Annotated in this window: 17 protein-coding genes and 4 pseudogenes; 13 read left to right on the plus strand and 8 right to left on the minus strand. The window is 73.4% G+C overall.

Features of this window, described 5'->3' with window-relative positions:
• Window positions 1–106: 106 nt before the first annotated feature.
• The 3 genes from ACFV9M_RS39865 (at window position 107) to ACFV9M_RS39875 (ending at window position 4,312) form a co-directional block, all read left to right on the plus strand.
• Window positions 107–1,030 carry a MurR/RpiR family transcriptional regulator gene (locus tag ACFV9M_RS39865; protein WP_385077884.1) on the plus strand — a complete coding sequence of 308 codons (924 nt, stop codon included), beginning with the start codon at window positions 107–109 and terminating at the stop codon, window positions 1,028–1,030.
• 374 nt (window positions 1,031–1,404) lie between these two features.
• Window positions 1,405–1,785 (plus strand): hypothetical protein, encoded by a 381-nt coding sequence (locus ACFV9M_RS39870; RefSeq protein WP_385077881.1) that lies wholly within the window; start codon window positions 1,405–1,407, stop codon window positions 1,783–1,785.
• A 148-nt stretch (window positions 1,786–1,933) separates the two neighbouring features.
• Entirely contained in the window at window positions 1,934–4,312 is a 2,379-nt protein-coding gene (locus ACFV9M_RS39875) for a SpoIIE family protein phosphatase (RefSeq protein ID WP_385077892.1), read from the plus strand.
• Between the two features lie 81 nt (window positions 4,313–4,393).
• On the opposite strand, the gene ACFV9M_RS39880 is transcribed toward ACFV9M_RS39875, so the two are convergent.
• Both ACFV9M_RS39880 and ACFV9M_RS39885 read right to left on the minus strand, forming a co-directional pair.
• Window positions 4,394–5,059: a peptidoglycan-binding protein gene (locus ACFV9M_RS39880; protein WP_385077889.1), complete on the minus strand. Its 666-nt coding sequence runs from the start codon at window positions 5,057–5,059 to the stop codon at window positions 4,394–4,396.
• Window positions 5,060–5,203: 144 nt separating this feature from the next.
• Window positions 5,204–5,578, minus strand: a pseudogene (locus ACFV9M_RS39885) (hypothetical protein); the annotation flags it as partial.
• Window positions 5,579–5,840: 262 nt separating this feature from the next.
• Here ACFV9M_RS39885 and ACFV9M_RS39890 point away from each other — a divergent pair.
• From ACFV9M_RS39890 to ACFV9M_RS39900, 3 genes are all read left to right on the plus strand, one after another.
• Window positions 5,841–6,689: a bifunctional methylenetetrahydrofolate dehydrogenase/methenyltetrahydrofolate cyclohydrolase gene (locus ACFV9M_RS39890; protein WP_385077879.1), complete on the plus strand. Its 849-nt coding sequence runs from the start codon at window positions 5,841–5,843 to the stop codon at window positions 6,687–6,689.
• Window positions 6,690–6,860: 171 nt separating this feature from the next.
• Entirely contained in the window at window positions 6,861–7,547 is a 687-nt protein-coding gene (locus ACFV9M_RS39895; protein WP_385077886.1) for a TetR family transcriptional regulator, read from the plus strand.
• A gap of 154 nt (window positions 7,548–7,701) precedes the next feature.
• On the plus strand, window positions 7,702–8,115 hold the full coding sequence (locus ACFV9M_RS39900) for a Zn-ribbon domain-containing OB-fold protein (RefSeq protein ID WP_385077876.1): 414 nt from the start codon (window positions 7,702–7,704) through the stop codon (window positions 8,113–8,115).
• 100 nt (window positions 8,116–8,215) lie between these two features.
• On the opposite strand, the gene ACFV9M_RS39905 is transcribed toward ACFV9M_RS39900, so the two are convergent.
• Window positions 8,216–8,596: a PPOX class F420-dependent oxidoreductase gene (locus tag ACFV9M_RS39905; RefSeq protein ID WP_385077873.1), complete on the minus strand. Its 381-nt coding sequence runs from the start codon at window positions 8,594–8,596 to the stop codon at window positions 8,216–8,218.
• Window positions 8,597–8,730: 134 nt separating this feature from the next.
• On the minus strand, window positions 8,731–9,909 hold the full coding sequence (locus ACFV9M_RS39910; RefSeq protein ID WP_385077870.1) for a MalY/PatB family protein: 1,179 nt from the start codon (window positions 9,907–9,909) through the stop codon (window positions 8,731–8,733).
• 50 nt (window positions 9,910–9,959) lie between these two features.
• Here ACFV9M_RS39910 and ACFV9M_RS39915 point away from each other — a divergent pair, with 50 nt between their 5' ends.
• The 3 genes from ACFV9M_RS39915 (at window position 9,960) to ACFV9M_RS39925 (ending at window position 12,528) form a co-directional block, all read left to right on the plus strand.
• Entirely contained in the window at window positions 9,960–10,127 is a 168-nt protein-coding gene (locus tag ACFV9M_RS39915) for a hypothetical protein (RefSeq protein WP_385077894.1), read from the plus strand.
• 34 nt (window positions 10,128–10,161) lie between these two features.
• Window positions 10,162–11,010, plus strand: coding sequence for an SAM-dependent methyltransferase (locus ACFV9M_RS39920; protein ID WP_385102703.1), 849 nt, complete (start codon window positions 10,162–10,164; stop codon window positions 11,008–11,010).
• Between the two features lie 117 nt (window positions 11,011–11,127).
• On the plus strand, window positions 11,128–12,528 hold the full coding sequence (locus ACFV9M_RS39925) for a S1 family peptidase (protein ID WP_385077866.1): 1,401 nt from the start codon (window positions 11,128–11,130) through the stop codon (window positions 12,526–12,528).
• 219 nt (window positions 12,529–12,747) lie between these two features.
• On the opposite strand, the gene ACFV9M_RS39930 is transcribed toward ACFV9M_RS39925, so the two are convergent.
• Both ACFV9M_RS39930 and ACFV9M_RS39935 read right to left on the minus strand, forming a co-directional pair.
• A complete protein-coding gene (locus ACFV9M_RS39930) occupies window positions 12,748–12,921 on the minus strand; it encodes a hypothetical protein (protein ID WP_385077864.1) in 174 nt (57 codons plus the stop codon).
• 121 nt (window positions 12,922–13,042) lie between these two features.
• A complete protein-coding gene (locus ACFV9M_RS39935) occupies window positions 13,043–13,738 on the minus strand; it encodes a L,D-transpeptidase family protein (RefSeq protein ID WP_385077861.1) in 696 nt (231 codons plus the stop codon).
• 138 nt (window positions 13,739–13,876) lie between these two features.
• Here ACFV9M_RS39935 and ACFV9M_RS39940 point away from each other — a divergent pair, with 138 nt between their 5' ends.
• A complete protein-coding gene (locus tag ACFV9M_RS39940; RefSeq protein ID WP_385077859.1) occupies window positions 13,877–14,413 on the plus strand; it encodes a hypothetical protein in 537 nt (178 codons plus the stop codon).
• Window positions 14,414–14,509: 96 nt separating this feature from the next.
• Here the strand turns inward: ACFV9M_RS39940 and ACFV9M_RS39945 are convergent.
• Window positions 14,510–15,155: pseudogene (locus ACFV9M_RS39945) on the minus strand (SDR family oxidoreductase); the annotation flags it as partial.
• 209 nt (window positions 15,156–15,364) lie between these two features.
• Window positions 15,365–16,366: a cupin domain-containing protein gene (locus ACFV9M_RS39950; protein ID WP_385077856.1), complete on the minus strand. Its 1,002-nt coding sequence runs from the start codon at window positions 16,364–16,366 to the stop codon at window positions 15,365–15,367.
• 101 nt (window positions 16,367–16,467) lie between these two features.
• Here ACFV9M_RS39950 and ACFV9M_RS39955 point away from each other — a divergent pair, with 101 nt between their 5' ends.
• From ACFV9M_RS39955 to ACFV9M_RS39965, 3 genes and pseudogenes are all read left to right on the plus strand, one after another.
• Window positions 16,468–17,409: an MBL fold metallo-hydrolase gene (locus tag ACFV9M_RS39955; protein WP_385077853.1), complete on the plus strand. Its 942-nt coding sequence runs from the start codon at window positions 16,468–16,470 to the stop codon at window positions 17,407–17,409.
• Window positions 17,406–17,516, plus strand: a pseudogene (locus ACFV9M_RS39960) (DNA-binding response regulator); the annotation flags it as partial. The gene ACFV9M_RS39955 and the pseudogene ACFV9M_RS39960, both read left to right, overlap by 4 nt.
• A 61-nt stretch (window positions 17,517–17,577) precedes the next feature.
• Window positions 17,578–19,155 (plus strand): annotated as a pseudogene (locus ACFV9M_RS39965) (MFS transporter); the annotation flags it as partial.
• Between the last annotated feature and the right edge of the window lie 344 nt (window positions 19,156–19,499).

Below are 19,499 nucleotides of genomic sequence, written 5' to 3' on the forward strand. Positions count from 1 at the left end.
CCGCAGCTCCCGCTCCCCCGCACCTCCCGCCCCTCCCCGCACGGCACCCGGCCCGGCACGGCCCTGAGCTATGTTGAGCCTCGTGGGAGACAAAGGAGGAGGACCGGTGCCATCGCCTCAGCAGGCACGCGCACAGGCGACCACGATCACCTCGGGCAAGACCGCTCCGGAGGCGGAGGCGTCCCCCACCTCACGGCTGCGGGCCCTGTTCGACGGGCCCCATCTGTCGCCGGGGCAGCGGCGCATCGCCCAGTACCTGATCGAGCACATCACCGAGGCGGCGTTCCTGTCGATCACCGATCTGGCCGAGCGGGTCGGCGTCAGCCAGCCCTCGGTCACCCGGTTCGCGGCCGCGGTGGGGTTCAGCGGGTATCCGGCGCTGCGCGAACGGCTCCAGGCGATCGCGCTCGGCACCCTGGGCGGCGGGCCGGCGGCGGCCGAGGTGAACCGGAGCAACGAGCTCCAGGCCGCGGTCGACGCGGAGCTCGAGAACCTGGAGAACCTGCGGCGCGACTTCGCCGACCCCGACGGGGTCATCGACCTCGGCCGGCAGCTGTCGGCGTCGACGCCGCTGACGGTCCTGGGCCTGCGCATCTCGGCCTCGCTCGCCGAGTACTTCGCCTACGCCGCCCGCCGCATCCACCCGGACGTGCGGCTGGTGACCCGGGGCGGCAGCGTCGCCTACGACGCGCTGTTGCAGTCCCGGGAGGCCGGCGGCACCTGGGTACTGGCGTTCTCGATGCCCCGGCACGCCCAGGAGACGCTCACCGCCGTGCGGGTCGCCCGCAGCGCGGGTCTGAAGGTCGCGCTGGTGACGGATCTGGCGCTCGGCCCGGTGGCCGACGAGGCCGACGTCACCTTCGCCACCGGCACCGGGTCCCGACTGGTGTTCGACTCCTACGCGGCCCCCGGGGTGATGGCGGCCGCGCTGCTCCAGGCGATGACGGACGCGGGCCCCGAGCGCACCCAGGCCCGCCTGGAGGAGTACGAGCAGATCGCCGAGCAGTACCGCTTCTTCCTGCGGGAGTGACCACCTGGCCGCAGCACTCCCAGCCGGCCTTTTTCACCACCCGTCGCCCGCGCACCCCTCCGCCACCCCCTCACCGGCCACGCCCCGGCGGATGACCGGCCATGCCCCGGCGGATGATTCCGATCATTTCGCGCATGAATGTTTTCATACGTCTTGCGCGGGCGATGGCATATATAAATACTGCTCACGGCCGCACCCGCCCGACGAGGGCTCGAGTACGGGCATCCGAAGCCGCCGTCCCCTACCCGCGTCGGCGCCCAGGATGTCCGGGCCTCGCCCGGCGCGAGGCCCCCCGGGGCGGCCCCGGTCACCCCCTGGGCCGGGGCCGCCCCACAACGTCGGACCACCCGTCACGACGCCGCACACCGGAAGCGATGATCATGCCCTTGACGACGACGCGCATCAGCCCGGACTGGCCGTGCCAGGTCAAGACCCCCGGCAGCTACGACTGGCAGCGCTCCGCGGCCAGGTGGCTGCGCGAGCTGGTGCCCGCGCGGTACGCGAGCTACCCGGCGCTGCTGCGCCACCCCGTGCTGCTCGCCCGCCACGCGCAGATCCAGGTCCAGCACGAGATCCGGATCGCCCGCACCGCCCTCCAGACCGCGCGCGCGGACCTGCCGCGCCTCGGCATGCCCGAGTCGGTCATCGAACACACGATCAAGCTGTACGCCGCCGAGGTACTCCAGCTCCAGCACATCGCCCGCAGCGTCCGCGCGGTCACCGAGGCCCTCGCGGACACCGGCTCCGGGCGCTGAACGGCGACCTCCGTTCGGCGCCCGCCCCGGGCATCCCGCCTGGCGACGGCGTTGCCGCAACACCGCGATCGAATGCTGATCGGTGTGCCATGCTCGGGGCGTGACGAGCGAACCCGCCCGGCCGGCCCCGTCAGGCGCCGCGCCAGACATGGCCGCCCTCACCAGGGTCGTGGCGCGCCAGCGTGCCGAGATGGACCGGTTGCAGGACCTGGCGGCCACCACGGCCGTGGTGGAACGTGCCAAGGGCGCCGTGATGGCGCTGGCCGGGTGTTCCGCGGAAGCCGCCCAGGAGGAGCTGCGACGGCGGGCGAAGGAGGCCCGGCGGACCCTGCTGGAGGAGTGCCGGCTCACCCTCGACGGACTGGGCGCACCGGCCGGCCCCGCCCCCGGGCGGCCGGACCCGGCCGACGCCGTCACCGGCGTGAGCCCCGACGCCCCCCGGGAGGCGACGGACGCCGCGGCCGCCGGGCTCGCCGGGCTGGGGCAGGCCCTCGTCCGCGTCGGCAGCCCTGAGGACCTCGCCCGCTGCCTGCTGGACCACCTCGCCCCGGACACCGGTGCCGACGCGGTCCTGATCGTCACCCGGCTGCCCTCCGGCGGGCTGGAACTCCTCGGGCACGCCGGCATCGACGCCGCCCTCGCCGACCGGTGGAGCCGGGTGCCTCCGCTCAGCGGGATCGCCGCCCTGGACGCCCTGGACGCCGGGCAGCCGCGCTGGCTGGAGAACCTGGAGGAGGACCGGAAACGGTACCTGCTGATCGGCGATCCGCCCGAGCGGTGGCCGAGCCGGGCCTGGCTGCCGGTGCCGGTGCCGGCCGGGGAGTCGGCCGGACAGCCGGCCGGCGTGGCCGTCGGCGTACTCCGTCGCCGCGAAGGCCGGTTCACGCCCGAGGTCCGCCACCGGCTGCTGGCCGCCGCCCGGCTGTGCGCCGGGCCGCTGCGCGTGCTGGGCACCCGGCGGGACCCGGCCGTCACGGCGGACACCGACGCCGTGCAGACGGTGTTCGACCGGCTGCCCGTCGCCGCCGTCCTGCTCTCCCCGCTGCGCGCAGCCCCGGGCCGGGTCGAGGACTTCCGCATCGACGCCGCGACCGCCGGCACGGTCGACCCGGTCGGCCGCGGCGGCCGCCGACTGGTCGGGCTGCGCGCCCTGGAGTGCTGGCCGGACCTGGCCGGTGAGCCGCTGTGGGAGGGCTGTCTGACCGCGCTGGCCTCGGGACAGCCGTACGAGGGCGAGCCGTTCGCCGGCGGGCAGGCCGGGACCGGGGCCGACAGCGGTGAGCCGTCCGCCTGCTCGGCGCGGGCCGTACGGCTGGGGGACCGGCTGGTCGTCAGCTGGATCCGGCAGGACCCCTCGGACCGGCAGGAGCAGCGGCTCGCGGACGTGCAGCGGCTGGGCAACCTCGGATGGGTGAACTGGAACCTGGTCACGGGCGAGGTGAACTGGTCCTCCCAGGTCTTCACCATCTTCGGCCGCGACCCCGAGCTGGGTGCCGTGCCCCTGCCGCGGCTGCCGGGACTGGCGCTGCCGGAGGAGAGGCCCGCGCTGGCCCGCGCCCTCGGGGAACTGATGCGGGAGGGCCGGCCGTGCGACGTGCCGTTCCGGATCACCGCCGGGGACAGCGTCCGCCACCTGCGGGCGGTGGCGGAAGCGGTCACGGACGCCGACGGCACGCCGGTGGAGGTGCACGGGTTCGTACAGGACCTCACCGCCCAGCGCACCACCGAACTCGCCCTGCGCGCCAGCGAACGGGCCATCGTCACCCAGCACGGCGTGCTCCAGGCCGAGCGCACGGTGGCGGCACGGCTCCAGGACGCGCTGCTGCCGCTGCCCAAGCAGCCCGCCCGGCTGACGGGGCTGGACGTCGACATCGCCTACCTGCCCGCGCAGTCGGGGCTCAACGTCGGCGGCGACTGGTTCAGCGCCATCGAACTGCCCGACGGGGACTCGCTGTTCGTCGTCGGGGACGTCGCCGGGCACGGCATGGACGCCGTCGCCGCGATGGCCCTCCTGCGCTTCACCGCCAAAGGCATGATCATCACGGGTTCGTCGCTGACCGGGGCGCTCGCCCGGCTCAACGCCCTGCTGCTGCACTCCCGCGACCCGCACGGCACCGCGACCATGGTCCTGGCCCGCTACACCCCGGCCCGACGGCGGCTGGTCTGGGCGCAGGCGGGTCACCCGCCGCCGCTGCTGCTGCGCGACGGCGAGGCCCGCTACCTCGCCCGGCCCTTCGGGATACTGCTCGGCGCCACCGAGACCCCGCGCCACGAGGAGGCGGAGTGCATCCTCCAGCCCGGCGACCGGCTGGTGCTGTACACCGACGGTCTGGTGGAGCGGCCCTCGGAGAGCATCGACCGCGGCCTGGAGCGGCTCGCCCGCGCCGCCACCGCGCCCGTCCCGGCCGGGGCGTCGCCGCTGGAGCGGCTGCTCGGCACCCTGCTGGAGCCCGAGCAGCGGGACGACGTGTGCGTCCTCGACATCCGCGTCCCGGACGACGGGGAGGAGCCGGCCTGCGCCCTGTAGCCCCGTCCGCCCTGCCCCGCCGAGGGGGCGCGGTCGCCGGGGGCGCGGTCGCCGCTCTGCGGTCACCGGGCTGCGGTCGCCTCATCCGGTCCGGGACTCCAGGTCGCGGCGGGTGTCGTCGCCGTAGACGCCGGTCTCGTCGCCGCGGACGCCGTACCAGAGCTGGAAGCGGGCCACGGCCTCGGTGAGGACGGTGCCGTAGCGGCCGTCGGTGGGGCCGTCGTCGTAGACGTCCGGGATGCGGCGCAGACGCTGCTGGAGGTCGGTGACCTCGGGACCGGTGTCGCCCTCGCGCAGGGTGCCGGGCCCGTCGGGGTCGCTCGTGGCGGCCGGGCCGCCGGCGGGGGTGGTGGCCGGTGCGGGGACCGTGGCCGGGAGTGTCCGCGCGGTCGCCCCGCTGTCGCGGTCCGGCAGCAGCAGGGCGCAGGCGAAGCCGGCCAGCGCCGCCGCGAGCACGACGGCCGAGGCGACGGCGGCGCGGTGCGGCCGGGCTCCGCGCCTCCCCGGCGGCCCGCCCTCCCCCACCGGCGGGAGTTCCCGGGTCCGCGCCTCGGCGGCGGAGCGCCCGTCCGGCAGGGGGACGTCGTCGTAGGGGCCGGCGTCCTCCGTCATCTCCCGGAACAGCTCCGCGAGGGCGTCGGTGTTGCGCGGTCTGAGCACCCGGATGGGCTCCAGGACCGGGCGGTCCGGGCTCTCCGGGCCTTCCGGGCGGTCCGGCGGTCGTCCGGGTTCGGCCGGTGTCGGCACGCTGCTCTCCCTCCGTCCCGTGTCCTCGGGGAGGGATACGTGCGCGGGCGCGGTGGGGTTCAGCCGGCGAGGAAGCGGTGCAGGGACCGGGTCAGGGCGGCGACGAAGGCGTCCCGTCCGGCGTCGTCGCGGCCGGGGGCAGGCGCGGTGCAGGTCCTCGGGGCGGTCGACGGTGGGGATGACCGGGAAGCCGGCCGCGCTCAGGTCGACGAGGTACTGCTTGCCCGCCATGTCGGCGCCGCCCGTGAGCGGGTTGTAGACACGGGTCCCGGCGCTCAGCGCGCGCTCGCGGAAGGCCTCGTACGCCTCCCGGTGGCCGAGGACGGGACCGCTGTTGCGGACGACGACGGCGTCGAAGGCGTCCATCGGCGCGGCCGCGTCCCGGGGGTGGCACAGGGCGAGGTCGAAGTCGGCGCGCAGCCGGGAGGTGAGGAGGATGTCCTCGTCGCAGTAGCGGCGCCCGCGGGCCTGGTACGCCAGGTCGGTGACGTAGAGGAGACGGGGGCGGACGGTGGGCATGCGGACTTCTCCTCGGACGGGACGGGACGGGACGGGCGGGACAGGGCTGGGCGGGCTGGACGGCCGGTGGTGCGGGAAGCACGCGGGCGGGCGGTACGGCCGGTGGTGCGGGAAGCGTGCGCGGGCGCGCGGGAGGGGCACGTTCGTGACCCCGGGGTACCGCCGGGGGCCGGGGCCGGGTGGAGGAGCGCGACGGGGCGTCGCGGGCGGGCCGTACGATGAGCGGACCGGCTTTCTTCTCCTGAAGGGCTCCCGCACTCCCGTGACCACCGCAACTCTCCTCGACGGCAAGGCCGCAGCGGCCGACATCAAGAGCGAACTCGCCCTCCGGGTCCAGGCGCTGAAGGAGCGCGGCATCGCCCCCGGGCTCGGCACGATCCTCGTCGGCGACGACCCGGGCAGCCGTTCGTACGTGGGCGGCAAGCACCGGGACTGCGCACAGGTCGGCATCGCCTCGATCCGGGTCGAGCTGCCCGCCGACGCCTCCCAGGCGGACGTGGAGGCCGCGGTGCTGCGGCTGAACGACGACCCGGCGTGCACGGGGTTCATCGTGCAGCTTCCGCTGCCCGCGCACATCGACACCCACGCCGTGCTGGAGCTGATCGACCCGCTGAAGGACGCCGACGGGCTCCACCCGACGAACCTGGGCCGGCTGGTGCTGGGCATACCGGGCCCGCTGCCGTGCACCCCGCGCGGCATCATCGACCTGCTGCGGCGCAACCACGTGCCGATCACCGGGCAGCAGTTCTGCGTCATCGGCTGCGGTGTCACCGTGGGCCGCCCGCTGGGGCTGATGCTGACCCGCAGCACCGAGCACGCCACCGTCACCCTGTGCCACGAGGCCACGCAGGACACGGCCGCGCACGCCCGGGAGGCGGACGTGGTGGTGGCCGCCGCGGGGGTGGCGCACCTGGTCCGGCCGGACTGGATCAAGCCGGGCGCCACGGTCCTGTCGGTGGGCCTGACGCGCACCGTCGAGGGCGTCCTCGGTGACGTGCACCCGGACGTCGGTGATGTGGCCGGGTCCTTCGCACCGCCGATCGGCGGGGTGGGTCCGATGACCCGGGCCATGCTGCTGACCAACGTGGTCGAGGCCGCCGAGCGGCTCTGACCCCGGCACCCGCGCCGACGGATCGCCGGACCCCGGCGTTCCCCGCGGACCCCGGCGGACCGCGTCCGGTCCACTCGAGTGCACTCGGTTCCCGTTGGAGGGAACCGAGTGCCATCCCGTGCTACGTTCCCGGTCATGAGCAGCAGCAAGCCGCAGGCCGCGAGACCCCCCATGCGGGACGCCCTGGTCACGGCGGCCTTCCGGCTGTTCCTGGAGCGGGGCTACGAGCAGACGACCGTCGACGACATCGTGGCGCTGGCCGGCGTCGGACGGCGCTCCTTCTTCCGGTACTTCCCCTCCAAGGAGGACGTGGTCTTCCCCGACCACGAGCGGTGCCTGGCCGACATGACCGCCTTCCTCGCCGCGAGCGGCGAGCAGCACGAGCCGGTGCGCCGGGTGTGCGACGCGGCCCGCCTGGTGCTGCGGATGTACGCCGAGAACCCCGCCTTCTCCGTGCAGCGCTACCGCCTCACCAAGCGGGTGCCCGGCCTGCGCGCCCACGAACTGGGCGTCGTCTGGCACTATGAGCGCGCCCTCGCGGACTACCTGCGCGGGAGTTTCGCCGGGCGCCGCGACGGGATCCTCCGGGCGGACGTGATCGCCGCCGCCGTGGTCGCGGCGCACAACAACGCGCTGCGCGCCTGGCTGCGTTCGGGCGGCCGGGGCGACGCGACCGCCACCGTGGACCACGCCCTCGGCTACGTGCAGTCGGTGTTCGGACGGCAGCCCGCCGCCGAGCCGCCGCAGACGCCGCAGACGCCGCAGACGCCGGAGGACGTGGTCGTCGTCGTCTCGCGGCGCGGGGCGCCGCTGTGGCGGGTGGTGCAGGAGATCGAAACGGCCCTGGCGCGCGACTGAACCCACCCAGGATTCGGGGTACGCAGTGCCTTTACGCGTGGCACTGAGTGCCATACGCTGTGGGCCGTGCACGGTGGCACGCCCCACCGCGCACGGGCGTGCACGAGTGAGTCGCGCACGCGGGATTCCGGCCGAGCGCAGGGAGTTGACCAGCGTGTACCACCACTCAGGCGGCACCGTTCAGCAGACAGCGGGCTCCCCGGCGGGAGTCCTCGACCACCGGGGCGCGGACGGCGAGGCGATCCTCTTCCAGCGCTGCACCTGGTGCGGCACCGCCATGTACCACCGGCTCCTGTGCCCGGTCTGCCAGGGCAGCGACCTGCGCACCGAGCGCAGTGAGGGCACCGGCACGGTCCGCCACTCCACGGTGCTGCACCGCAACACGCCCTCCGCCCGCAACGTTTCCCTGATCGAGATGGCGGAGGGCTTCGTCGTGCGCGGCCGGGTCATGGGCCCGCCCATCGGCGTCCACAGCGGTGACCGCGTCCGGCTGTCCACGGCCAAGGACCCGGTCCGGGGCGAGCCGGTCTTCCAGCTCGTCGACGAACCGTACCGCGCCTGGCACTGACACCCACCCGGACCGGCCCGCCGGGCGGGCCTGTACTTCCCCGCCCGGTTCACGGCGGGACGCGATCCCGCCCGGTCGCCGGTTCGCCCGGTCGCCCGGTTCACAGCGTGACGCGGATGCCGACGGTCCCGTCCAGGCCGCGCCGCAGCCGGCTGCCCCAGAGGGAGAGGCGGCCGACGAGGCCGTACTTGCGGGCGATCAGGACGCGGTAGCGGGCGGTGGTCTCCGGGTCGCAGACCTCGGCGGTGGCCGGGACCTGCCTGCCGGTCGGCCTGCCGCGCACGTCGCAGGGGCCGACCAGGACGTCGCCGCGCGCCCGGATCCGCTTCACCTTCCAGGAGTCCGCGGCCGTCCACACCCCGAGCGTGTCCCCGTCGCGCACCACCCACACCGGGGTGGCGACGGGGCTTCCGTTCTTCCGGTGGCTGGTGAGCAGCAGGTACTTGCCCGCCGCCAGCGTGTCCAGAACCGTAGCGTCCATGCCGTGAAGTGTAGGCAGCGCGCGGCCACTTCACCTCGGTGCCCTTGCTCCCCCGCCGGCGGAAGGACACGGCGCCGGCCCACCGGAGCACGTACCGCCCGCCGCCCGCGACCGCCGGCCGGGCCGGGCCGGCCTCAGCGCACCGCGGCCGCCATCCGCCGTACCCCCTCCGTCAGGATCTCCGGCGAGGTCGCGAGGTTCAGCCGGGTGTGACCGGCGCCGCCCGTGCCGAAGTCCGGGCCCGGCATGAGGGCGACCCGGCCGCGTTCCAGGAAGACGCGGGCCGGGTCGTCGCCGAGGCCGAGGGCGCGGCAGTCGAGCCACGCCAGGTAGGTGCCCTCGCCCGGGCGGTGGGCGACGCCGGGCAGGTGCTCGGCCAGCAGGCCGGCGAGCAGCCGGCGGTTGGCGTCGAGGCCGGCCAGCAGGGCGTCCAGCCAGGCGGTGCCGTCGCGCAGGGCGGCGGTGTGGGCGAGGACGCCGACGTGGCTCACGCCGTCGATCGTCTCCCCGGGCATCCGGGCCAGGTCGGCGGCGGCCGCGGGGCCCGCCACGGCGAGGGCCGCCTTGAGGCCGGCCAGGTTCCACGCCTTCGACGCCGACATCAGCGACAGGCCGCTGTCCGCGCCGGGCACGGCGAGGTAGGGCACGAAGTCCACGCCCGCTGCCGTCAGCGGCGCGTGGATCTCGTCGGCGACCACGCGCACCCCGTACCGGTCGGCCAGGGCGGCCACGGCGGCGAGCTCCTCGGCGGTGTGCACGGTCCCGGTCGGGTTGTGCGGGCTGCACAGCAGGTGGGCGGCGCGCCCGCCGCCCGCGACGGCCCGCCGGTAGGCGTCCTCCAGCACGGCCAGGTCGAGGCGCCCGTCGGCGCCGAGCGGCGCCTCGGTGATCCGCCGGTCCAGGTGGGTGACGAACGCGAAGAAGGGCGGGTAGACGGGCGGGTTGACGACGACCGGGTCGCCGGGCCCGGTGACCAGCTTCAGCATCTCCACCACGCCCAGCATCACGTCGGGCACGAGCGCCGTCCGCTCCACCGCGAGCCCGGCCCACCCCCACCGCTTGGCGGCGAACTCCGACAGCGCCCGCGCGTAGGAGGTGCCCGCGGCGTAGCCGGTGTCGCCGAGCGCGAGCGCCTCGGTGACCGCGTCGACGACGGGCCGGGCGAGCGGCACGTCCATCTCGGCGACCCACAGCGGCAGGACGTCCTCCGGGTAGGCGCGCCACTTCTCGCTCGTACGACGGCGCAGACGGTCGAGGGAGAGGGCGCGCAGCGGATTCGGTTCACCGGACGTCTCGTGCGGGATCCTGGTCATGGGGCACACGATAGGGGGACTGCGGTGTGACGTGGGATCATACGAACGGTATGCCCCTGGCGGGCGCGGCCGAGGACATCGCCTGCGACGAGTCGGGCTCGGACGGGGAGAACCTCACCGGCGGCAACACGCCGGTGTTCGCGCACGCCAGTGTGCGGATGCCGAAGCCCTCGGCGGAAGGCGGAGCCGCCCGCGCATCGGTCAACTCGGCGGTCTAGATTGCTCCTTGACCGTGGCCCACCTTTCCCAGGCATGACCAGGAGCTGCTCCGTGACCGAGTACCCGCCGGCCGTGGACGAGGCGGCGCAGTCGCTGCGCGACCGCATCGACACCGCCCAGCCGCACACCGCCCGCATCTGGAACTACTGGCTGGGCGGCAAGGACAACTACGAGGTCGACCGCGCGGCCGGCGACCAGATCCGCCGGCTCCACCCCGGCATCGGCGAGTACGCCCGCGCCGACCGGCTCTTCCTGGGCCGCGCCGTGCGCCACCTGGTCTCCGAGGCCGGGATCCGCCAGTTCCTCGACATCGGCACCGGCCTGCCCACCGCGGACAACACGCACGAGGTCGCCCAGCGCCTCGCCCCCGACTCCCGGATCGTCTACGTCGACAACGACCCGCTGGTCCTGGCGCACGCCCGCGCCCTGCTCACCAGCACGCCCGAGGGCCGCACCGACTACCTCGACGAGGACCTGCGCAACGTCGACGCGATCCTCGAACACGCGGCGAAGACCCTGGACTTCGGCGAGCCGGTCGCGCTGATGCTGCTCGGCGTGGTCATCTTCGTCGGCGACGACGAGGACCCGTACGGGCTGGTCCGCCGGCTGGTCGACCGGCTGCCGTCCGGCAGCCACCTGGTGCTGTCGCACACCATCACCTCCCCCGCGATGCCGGACGTGGACGAGGCCGTGGCGTTCTGGAACGAGCACGGCACGCCCAAGCTGACCCAGCGCACGCCCGAGGAGGTGGCCCGCTTCTTCGACGGCCTGGAGCTGCTGGAGCCGGGCGTGGTGTCCTGCTCGCGCTGGCGCCCGGAGGGGACCGGCGGTGCGCGGCCGGAGGAGGTCGCCATGTTCGGCGGGGTGGCCCGCACACCGTGACCCGCTCGCTCCCGGGCTGAACGCGGCGCGGCTGCGGCACGTATGGAGTCGGGGGCGCTCGACGACCGGAGGGCCCCGCGGTGCCGGCACCGCGCGTTCGGCTTTCGGGAGCCCTGCATGAGGCACGTACGACGACGGATCGTCCGGCGGGTGACACGGCTGGCGGCCGTCGGCGGCCTCCTCCTGGGAGGGGCCATGGTCACGCAGGCCGCCATGGCGGGTGAGACGCCCGCCGCGTCGTCGGTGCCGGGTGAGGCGGCACGGTCCGTCGCGAGCACCGGGGCGGACCTGGTGAAGCGGCTCGGCACGGCCCGCACGGCGGGCACCTGGATCGGCTCCGACGGGCGTCCGGTCGTCGCCGTCACGGACGAGACGACGGCGACGACGGTCCGCGCGGCGGGCGCCGGGGCGAAGGTCGTCGGCCACAGCATGGACGAGCTGCGGTCGGCGGCGGCGACGCTGCGTTCGGCGCCCCGGGTGGCGGGGACCGCGTGGGTGATGGACTACCGGTCCAACCAGATCGTGGTGCGGGCCGACAGCACCGTGTCGGCCGCCGACTGGTCGGCGCTGACGCGGGTCGCGTCGGGCATCGGCGGTTACGTCCGCATGGAGCGCACCTCCGGCGCCTTCACCACCCGTGTCAACGGCGCCGAGCCGATCCTGTCGACGGGCGGGCGCTGTTCGGCGGGCTTCAACGTGACCAACGGGTCGAGCGACTTCATCCTGACGGCCGGGCACTGCGGGCCCGCCGGGTCCATCTGGTTCGCGGACGGCCAGGGCGACCGGCAGGTGGGCCGGACGGTCGGCTCCACCTTCCCCGGCGGTGACTTCTCCCTGGTGCAGTACGCGGACGGGGACGCGGGCGAGGGCGCCGACGTGGTGGCCATCGGGAACGGCAACGGGGTGCGGATCACGGGCGTGGGCGACGCGGCCGTCGGGCAGCGGGTGTTCCGCAGCGGCAGCACGACCGGGCTGCGCGACGGCGAGGTCACCGGCCTTGACGCGACGGTCAACTATCCGGAGGGCACGGTCTCCGGCCTGATCGAGACGACCGTGTGCGCGGAATCCGGCGACAGCGGCGGGCCGTTGTTCTCCGAGGGCATCGCGCTCGGCATCACCTCGGGCGGCAGCGGCGACTGCGCGGCGGGCGGTACGACGTTCTTCCAGCCGGTGGCGGAGGCGCTCGACCGGCTCGGTGTGCAGCTGATCGTGGCCGCGCCCTCGGAGGGCGCGCGGAGCGGCGCCTCCCCCGCGCCGTCCGAGGGCGCGGCCCAGCCGTCGTCCTCGCCGCCCCAGGCCGCGGCCGCCCCCGGTGGGGCCTCACCGGGTTCGACGACTCCGGTGACGGGCGCGTTCGACGGCTCCTCCCTCGTCTCCCGGCTGACCGACCCCCGCAACGTCGGCCCCGGACTGCTGGTGATCGCGGGCAGTCTGGTCGCGCTCGTGGCGACGCGGTACATCCGTGCCGAGCAGGACCGCAGGGCGTACCAGCGGTACTACTCGGCGACCTGGGGCTGAGCCGCCCGCGGGCCGGGGGGGGCGGGCGGCGCCGCGGCAGCCCGCCGGTGCGGCCGAGGAGGGTGAGGGTGGCGAAGGGGAGGCGGCGGGACGGGGTGCCGCCGAGGAAGTCGGCGAGGCCGTGGAGGACGGGCCGAGGTCAGTGTGAGGAGAGCACCCAGGTGCCGGGGGGTGCCCCGGGACGGCGCTCCGGTGCCGGAGTGCCGCGGTGGACGGTCGTCAGGCCGCCCGGACGGGCTGCGGGGCCGCGGCGGCCCACTCCAGGACGAGCCGCTGGTACTCCTCGCGCTGCTCGACGCTCAGTGTCCCGCCCGACCGGAGCCACAGGGCCCGGATCTCCTCGTTGACCTCTTCGGCCGATCGCTCGGAGAGGGGTTCAACAGTGGTGGACATGGTGTGAATCTTACGGCGTCGGGGGTGAAGGCCACGTGAGTAATACAGGGATTAAACGGACAAGGCGGACGTGTGACTGGTCACGTCCGCCTGTCATATGTCAGTGCTCACGGCCGCTCCGTCAGGTGCCCGGCTTGCGGCCGTAGACGAAGACGTCGTCGCCGGTCTTCAGCAGCGACCAGTACTTCTTCGCGGCCGTCTTGGTCATGTTGACGCAGCCGTGCGAGCCCGGCGGGTTCCACATGCTGACGCCGACCGAGTGGAAGGCCTGCCCGCCGTCGAAGAACTGGCTGTAGGGCATGGGCACGTTGTAGATGGTCGACACGTGGTCGATGTTCCGCCAGTAGACCTTCTTCAGGCCGGTGCGGGTCTCGTAGCCGTCGCGGCCGGTGCGGACGGGGACGGGCCCGTGGACGAGCTTGCTGCCGTCCTGGATCCAGCTGATCTGGAGCGTGAGGTTGACGCAGGCGATGCGGCCCTTGTCGGTCGGGCACTTGCCGGCCTTGTTGGGTTTGTTCCCCACCGCCTTCTGCTTGTTCATGAGGTCCATCACACCCCAGGTGACGGGCCCCGCGTAGCCGATGGCCGGCGTGATGCCGTGCTTCTTCTGGAAGGCCTGAATGGCCTTGCAGTCGGTGGACGACTGCTTGCCGTCGACCGGCCGGCCGAGGAACTTCTCCACCTGCTTCTGGTACGGACCGGCCTGCGTGGTACAGCTCGCGGCCTGCGCCGGCGCCGTGCCCAGTGCGAGCGTCAGCGGAGCGACCAGCCCCGTGACCCCGAGCGCTGCCGCCGCTCGTCTGCGTATGTCCCCCATGACTGCCCTCTCCCTGGCGCGGTACGGCCATCTCGCCTTCCTAGACCCGCGGGAGGGGCCGGCGGTTGTGGTCCGGCCCGAGCTGTGACGAAACGGTGAACTTCCTGTCCGCCGGGTCGGGGCGGGTAGCGTGCGCGCATGTCCGCGTTCCTTCAGCAGCTTCCCGCCCTGATAGGTGTCGTGATCGGCGCCCTGGGTTCGTATCTCGCCCTCGTGCGCAGCGACCGCGAGCGGTTCCGGCGCGAGCGGACGGCCCGCTGGGAGGAACGGCGGCTCGCCGTGTACGCCGACTACGCCCGCACGTTGAAGAAGTCGGTCAGCCTGACGTACCGGGTCGCCGCGCATCTCGGCAACGACCCGCACCCGCACCCGATGTCCCCGGCGGAGGCGGAGCCGCTGATGGCGGAGGCCACCCAGGCCCGGGACCCGTCCGGCGAGGCACTGATCATGCTGGGCAGCCGGGAGGTGGTGGAGAGGGCGCGGGTGTGGGTGACCACCGTGATGGAGATGGAGCGGTTCCTGCGGGAGGGCACGCACGACCCGCGGGCCTGGCAGGCGCTGCTGGAGCGGCAGCGCGCCGGCCGCGAGGGCTACTACGCCGCCGTACGCGACGATCTCGAACTGCCGCCGGGGCACTCGGCGCGGTGGCCGCTGCCGCCCGGGGCGGACGGCTGAGCGGGCACGGCCGGCGGGCACGTCCGGCGGGCACGTCCGGCGGGCTCGTCCGGCGGGCTCGTCCGGCGGGCTCGTCCGGCGGGCTCGTCCGGCGGCTCACCGGTACCCCGTCGGGTCCGCCGGCTTCCCCGCGTCCTGCACCTCGACGAGGTAGCGCCAGGCGTCGGGGCGGCTGCCGTCGAGGTCGGTGAAGCCGTACACCGGGGCGAGGCCGCCGCTGGAGAGGGAGTGGCCGTTTGAAGCGGGACACCTCGGGGTCGGCGGCCAGGGCGGCGACGGCGCGGCCGACGTAGCGCGGGGTCTGCGAGATGGCGAAGTGGGGGACGCGGTCGAGGGCGTCCCGCCAGTTCTCCTCGCGGACGCCGTAGTGCTCCATCATGATCTCCGAGCGCAGCCAGCCCGGGGTGAGCGCGAGCGCGGTGGCGCCGCGCGGGCCGAGTTCCCGGGACAGGGCGAACGCCATGCGCAGGACGGACGCCTTGGCGAGGTCGTAGAAGAAGTTCACGCGGTAGGTGTCGCGGTTGTAGTCGGCGGTGCCGTCGGTGACCTCGACGACCAGTCCGCCGGGGCGGCGCAGCAGCAGCGGCAGGGCGTGCTGACTGGTGATCGCGTGCGTCTCGACCGCCAGGCGGAGCAGCCGGAGCCCGTTGCCGAGGTCGTGCTCCCAGAGCGGGGTGTCCCACTCGAAGAGGTTCTCGCCGCCCCGGATGTCGTTGACGAGGACGTCGAGGCGGCCCCGCTCGGCCCTGTTCTCGTATAGCTACGCACCAGGCCGTGCTCGGTCAGATGGTCCGCGAGGGCGGTGAGTTCTGCCGCGTCACGCCCCAGCCTCTGCATCTCGAACACGGTGAAGATGACCCGGCAGTGGGGAGCGTGCGCCTTGATCTCCCGGGCGGTCTTGAGTGCCTCCTCGAACTGCGGGCGGACCTTGATCCGACTACGGATGCCGATTCACGACGACTGTGGGAGTCCCCGCCTGACCGAGTCTCCGATGTCAGCGTGTTTCGACGTCAGTTGAGGGTTTGCGGCGGAAGCGGATCGACCCGTGGCCTGCGCTCGATACCGCCCCGGTGCAGTGCCGAACTCCCTCTCGAAGGCGTGGGAGAGTGCGTACGGGCTGCCGTAGCCGACTCGACCGGCGATGGTGGCCAGTGTTTCCTTGGTGTCGCGGAGCAGGGTGGCGGCAAGGATCACGCGCCACCAGGTGAGGTACGCCATCGGTGGGCGGCCGACCAGGGTGGTGAACCGGCGCGCCAGGGTGGGACGGGAGACGCCCGCCTCTGCGGCCAGGCGGTCGTTGCTCCACTGCGCGGCCGGTTTCGAGTGCATCGCCCGCAGGGCGGCGGCCGTCACCGGGTCGCCCAGTGCGCCGGGCCAGGCTCCGCTGGTGGTCTCGGTCATCCATGAGCGGATCATGTAGACGAGGAGGAGGTCGAGCAGGTTCGGGAGCGCCACGCAGGAGCCGGGCCGCACCTCGTCCAGCTCACCGGCGAGCAGGTCGATCGCGGCGCGGAGTTCGAGGTGGCTGCCTACTCGGCTGGGAAGGTGGACGACCTCGGGCAGCTCTGCCATCAGCGGGTGCATGCGGCTGCAGTCGAGCCAGTACTTGCCGCAGAGCATCTCCGTCCCGTCGCGGTCGGGCCGGGCTCGCGGCCCTGTCTCCGCGAGCCATTGCTCGAACGGCACTGCCTTCCGCGCCGCGACCGCCGCATCGACGGGAGAATCGGCGATCACATGGCCGGTGCCATGAGGCAGCAGCACCGCGTCACCCACGCCGAGGGAGACCGGGGCGCCGCCGTCGGTCAGTAGCCAGCAGTTGCCCTTCAGAACGACGTGGAAGCCCGCGCCGTCGTACGGCTCCAGCCGCGCGCACCAGCTCCCGCTCGTCCGCACCCGGTGGAACCACGGGTGCCCGAGGTGCACAGCGGAGATCGCGTCACTCACCACATCCATCCACACAGATTATCTGCCGCATGAAGTGTGAGACGGATTCGTATTTTATTGAGCTGGATGCGCATTGAGAGGCTTGTTCGATCTTTCTTAAGGTCGATCACATGACGAACGAGAACGAGCGTGTGCAGAGCATGGTGCTGGGGGATGTCGAGGTCATCCGGGTCGTTGAGTGGCACGAACCGTTCCTGCCCACCTCCGGCATGTTCCCGGGAGCTGGCGCCGATGTGTGGAGGGACAACGAGGACTGGCTGGCACCGGACCACTGGGAGCCGGACAGGGACTTGGCGGTGCTTGCTCTGCAGAGCTGGGTGCTGCGCAGCGGTGGGCGGACCGTCCTGGTCGACACCGGAGCGGGCAACGGGCGCGAACGACCGGGCATGGGGCCGTTCCACCACTCTCGGAGTGATTTCCCCGGCCTCCTGGCGAGGGCCGGTGTTCGCCCGCAGGATGTAGATGTCGTCGTCAACACTCACCTCCACGTCGATCACGTCGGCTGGAACACCGTCGACGCGGACGGGCAGTGGGTACCGACGTTCCCCAACGCCCAATACCTCATTCCGGCCGCCGACGACTTCCATTACGGTCCGGACAACGCGTACGGGAACGGCGCGCAGGAGGCCGACCGCCTGATCTACGAAGACAGCATCACGCCCATCCATCAGGCCGGGCAGGCCGTGCTGTGGGACGGCATCCACCACATCGACGAACACCTCGCCCTGGAGTCCGCACCCGGCCACACTCCCGGCTCGTCCGTGCTGCGACTCACGTCCGGGAGCGACCGGGCGGTCTTCGTCGGAGATCTGCTGCACAGCCCTGTGCAGATCCTCGATCCCTGCTGCAACAGCAGCGCCTGCCTGGCCCCGGAACAAGCGGTGGCCAGTCGCCGTCGGATTCTCGGGCGGGCGGCTGATGAACGGGAGCTGCTCGTCCCCGCACACTTCGGTGGTGCCGGCGCCCTGGAAGTCCGACGGAACAGTGATGGATTCGCCCTCGGCCCCTGGGCAACAGCCGGCCCGAAGAAGAGTGCGTCCGCCTCTGAGTGAGCCTTGGCCCCACCCCGCTCACCGCCCGCGAGCGCGAGGCCCTCAACGCCTCGGCGGACGGCGCGACCGTCGCCACCTGGCTCAGCCTGCGGGAGTCCACGGGCCGAGCCGGGTGGATCCGGCATCCCACCCGGAACCACCCGCCCCCCGGCCTGGAGGCCGTCCCTCATGACGCACTCGTCGACCGACCGGCCCGCAGCCAGAGCGAGCGGAGCCCTCGTCCCGGTGCTCGCCTTCATGGGCATCGTGGTCTCGGTGATGCAGACCCTGCTCGTCCCGGTGATCAAAGAACTGCCGCAACTGCTAGGCACCGAGCCGGGCAACGCGACCTGGGTCATCACCTCGACCCTGCTCTCCGGCGCCGTCGCCACGCCGATCATGGGCCGCCTCGGCGACCTCCACGGCAAGCGCCGCATGCTGATCCTCAGCCTCGCGGTGATGGTCGTCGGCGCGCTCGTCAGCGCCCTCACCAGCGACCTGCTCACGATGATCGCAGGCCGAACCCTCCAGGGCTTCGCGATGAGCGCGATACCCCTCGGCATCGGCCTGACGCGTGACATACTCCCCCGCGAGAAGCTCGGCTCGGCGATGGCCCTGATGAGCTCCTCCATGGGCGTCGGCGGCAGCCTCGCCCTGCCCACCGCGGCCCTGGTCGCCCAGCACACCGACTGGCACGCCCTCTTCTACGGCGCCGCCGGCCTCGGCGTCCTCGCCATCGCCCTCGCCCTCCTCGTCGTCCCCGAGTCCCCGACCCGCGCGCACGGCACCTTCGACGTCCTCGGCGCGATCGGGCTGTCCGCCGGTCTCGTCCTCTTCCTGCTGCCGGTCACCAAGGGCAGCGACTGGGGCTGGACCTCCGGCACCACCCTCGGGCTGTTTGCCGCGGCGGCGGTCGTGCTCGTCCTGTGGGGGGTGATGGAATCGCGTCTCAAGGCACCGCTGGTGGACCTGCACACCACGACCCGCCCCGCGGTGCTCTTCACCAACCTCGCCTCGATCATGGTCGGTGCCTCGTTTCTGGTCGTCTCGCTGGTCGTTCCCCAGCTGCTCCAGCTGCCGAAGGCCACCGGCTACGGCCTCGGCCAGTCAATGGTGGTCGCGGGCCTGTGCATGGCGCCGCTCGGCCTGACCATGACTCTCACCGCCCCCGTCCACGCCCGGCTGTCCGCGCAACACGGCCCCAAGGTCACCCTGATCCTCGGCATGGTGATCATCGCGATCGGCTACGGCGCCGGCCTCGGCCTGATGAGCGCCCCCTGGCAGAGCCTCGTCATCACGGCGATCCTGGGCGTGGGCATCGGCCTCGCCTACTCCTCCCTCCCTGCCCTGATCGTCGGCGCGGTCCCCGCCTCGGAGACGGGCTCGGCCAACGGTCTCAACACGCTGATGCGCTCGATCGGCTCCTCGGTCTCCAGCGCCGTCATCGGCATGGTCCTCGCCGACACCGCGGACCATGTGAACGGCGTCACCGTCCCGACCATGCACGGCTTCCGCGTTTCCTTCCTGATCGCGACGGGCGCGATGGCGATCGGCCTGTTCACAGCCCTCTTCCTGCCCCGGGCCCGCCCGCCCGGCCGGCCACAGCACCGCGCCGGCGGCGAGGAGGACGCCACACTGGAGCCGGCCGAAAAGGTCCCCTCCGGGGCTTCCGAGGCCGGGTCCTGGACGCCGCCGACACCCCGGTCGCCCGCGCCAAGGTCACCCTGATCGACCGCCGCGGCCGCCAGGCCGGCGCCACCCTCGGAGATTCTCTGGCGTCCCGGGCAACGTCGTCTTCACCCGGGCTCCGGCCAGGGCCCGGGTATCGCCGGGGCTGCGGCTGCCTCACCCCGCAGGGTCCGCGGGCCGGGCACCGTCGCCCGGATGGACAGGTCCAGGTCGAGGTGGCTGTTCATGTCCAGCTCGAACCGGCCGTACGGATTCACGTGCGTCCAGAACAGCGGCGGCAGCGCCCGCCGGTCCGCGTCGGTCAGCTGGTCCGCCCGCTTCGGATCAGCTAGTAGGACTCCGTTAGGTCTGTCTCGCGGTCCTGTTTCAGGGCATGTTGGGTGGGTGGACGCACATGAAGTGAACCGTGCTCGGGCGACGTT

Source organism: Streptomyces sp. NPDC059895, assembly GCF_042731035.1.
Taxonomy (GTDB): domain Bacteria; phylum Actinomycetota; class Actinomycetes; order Streptomycetales; family Streptomycetaceae; genus Streptomyces.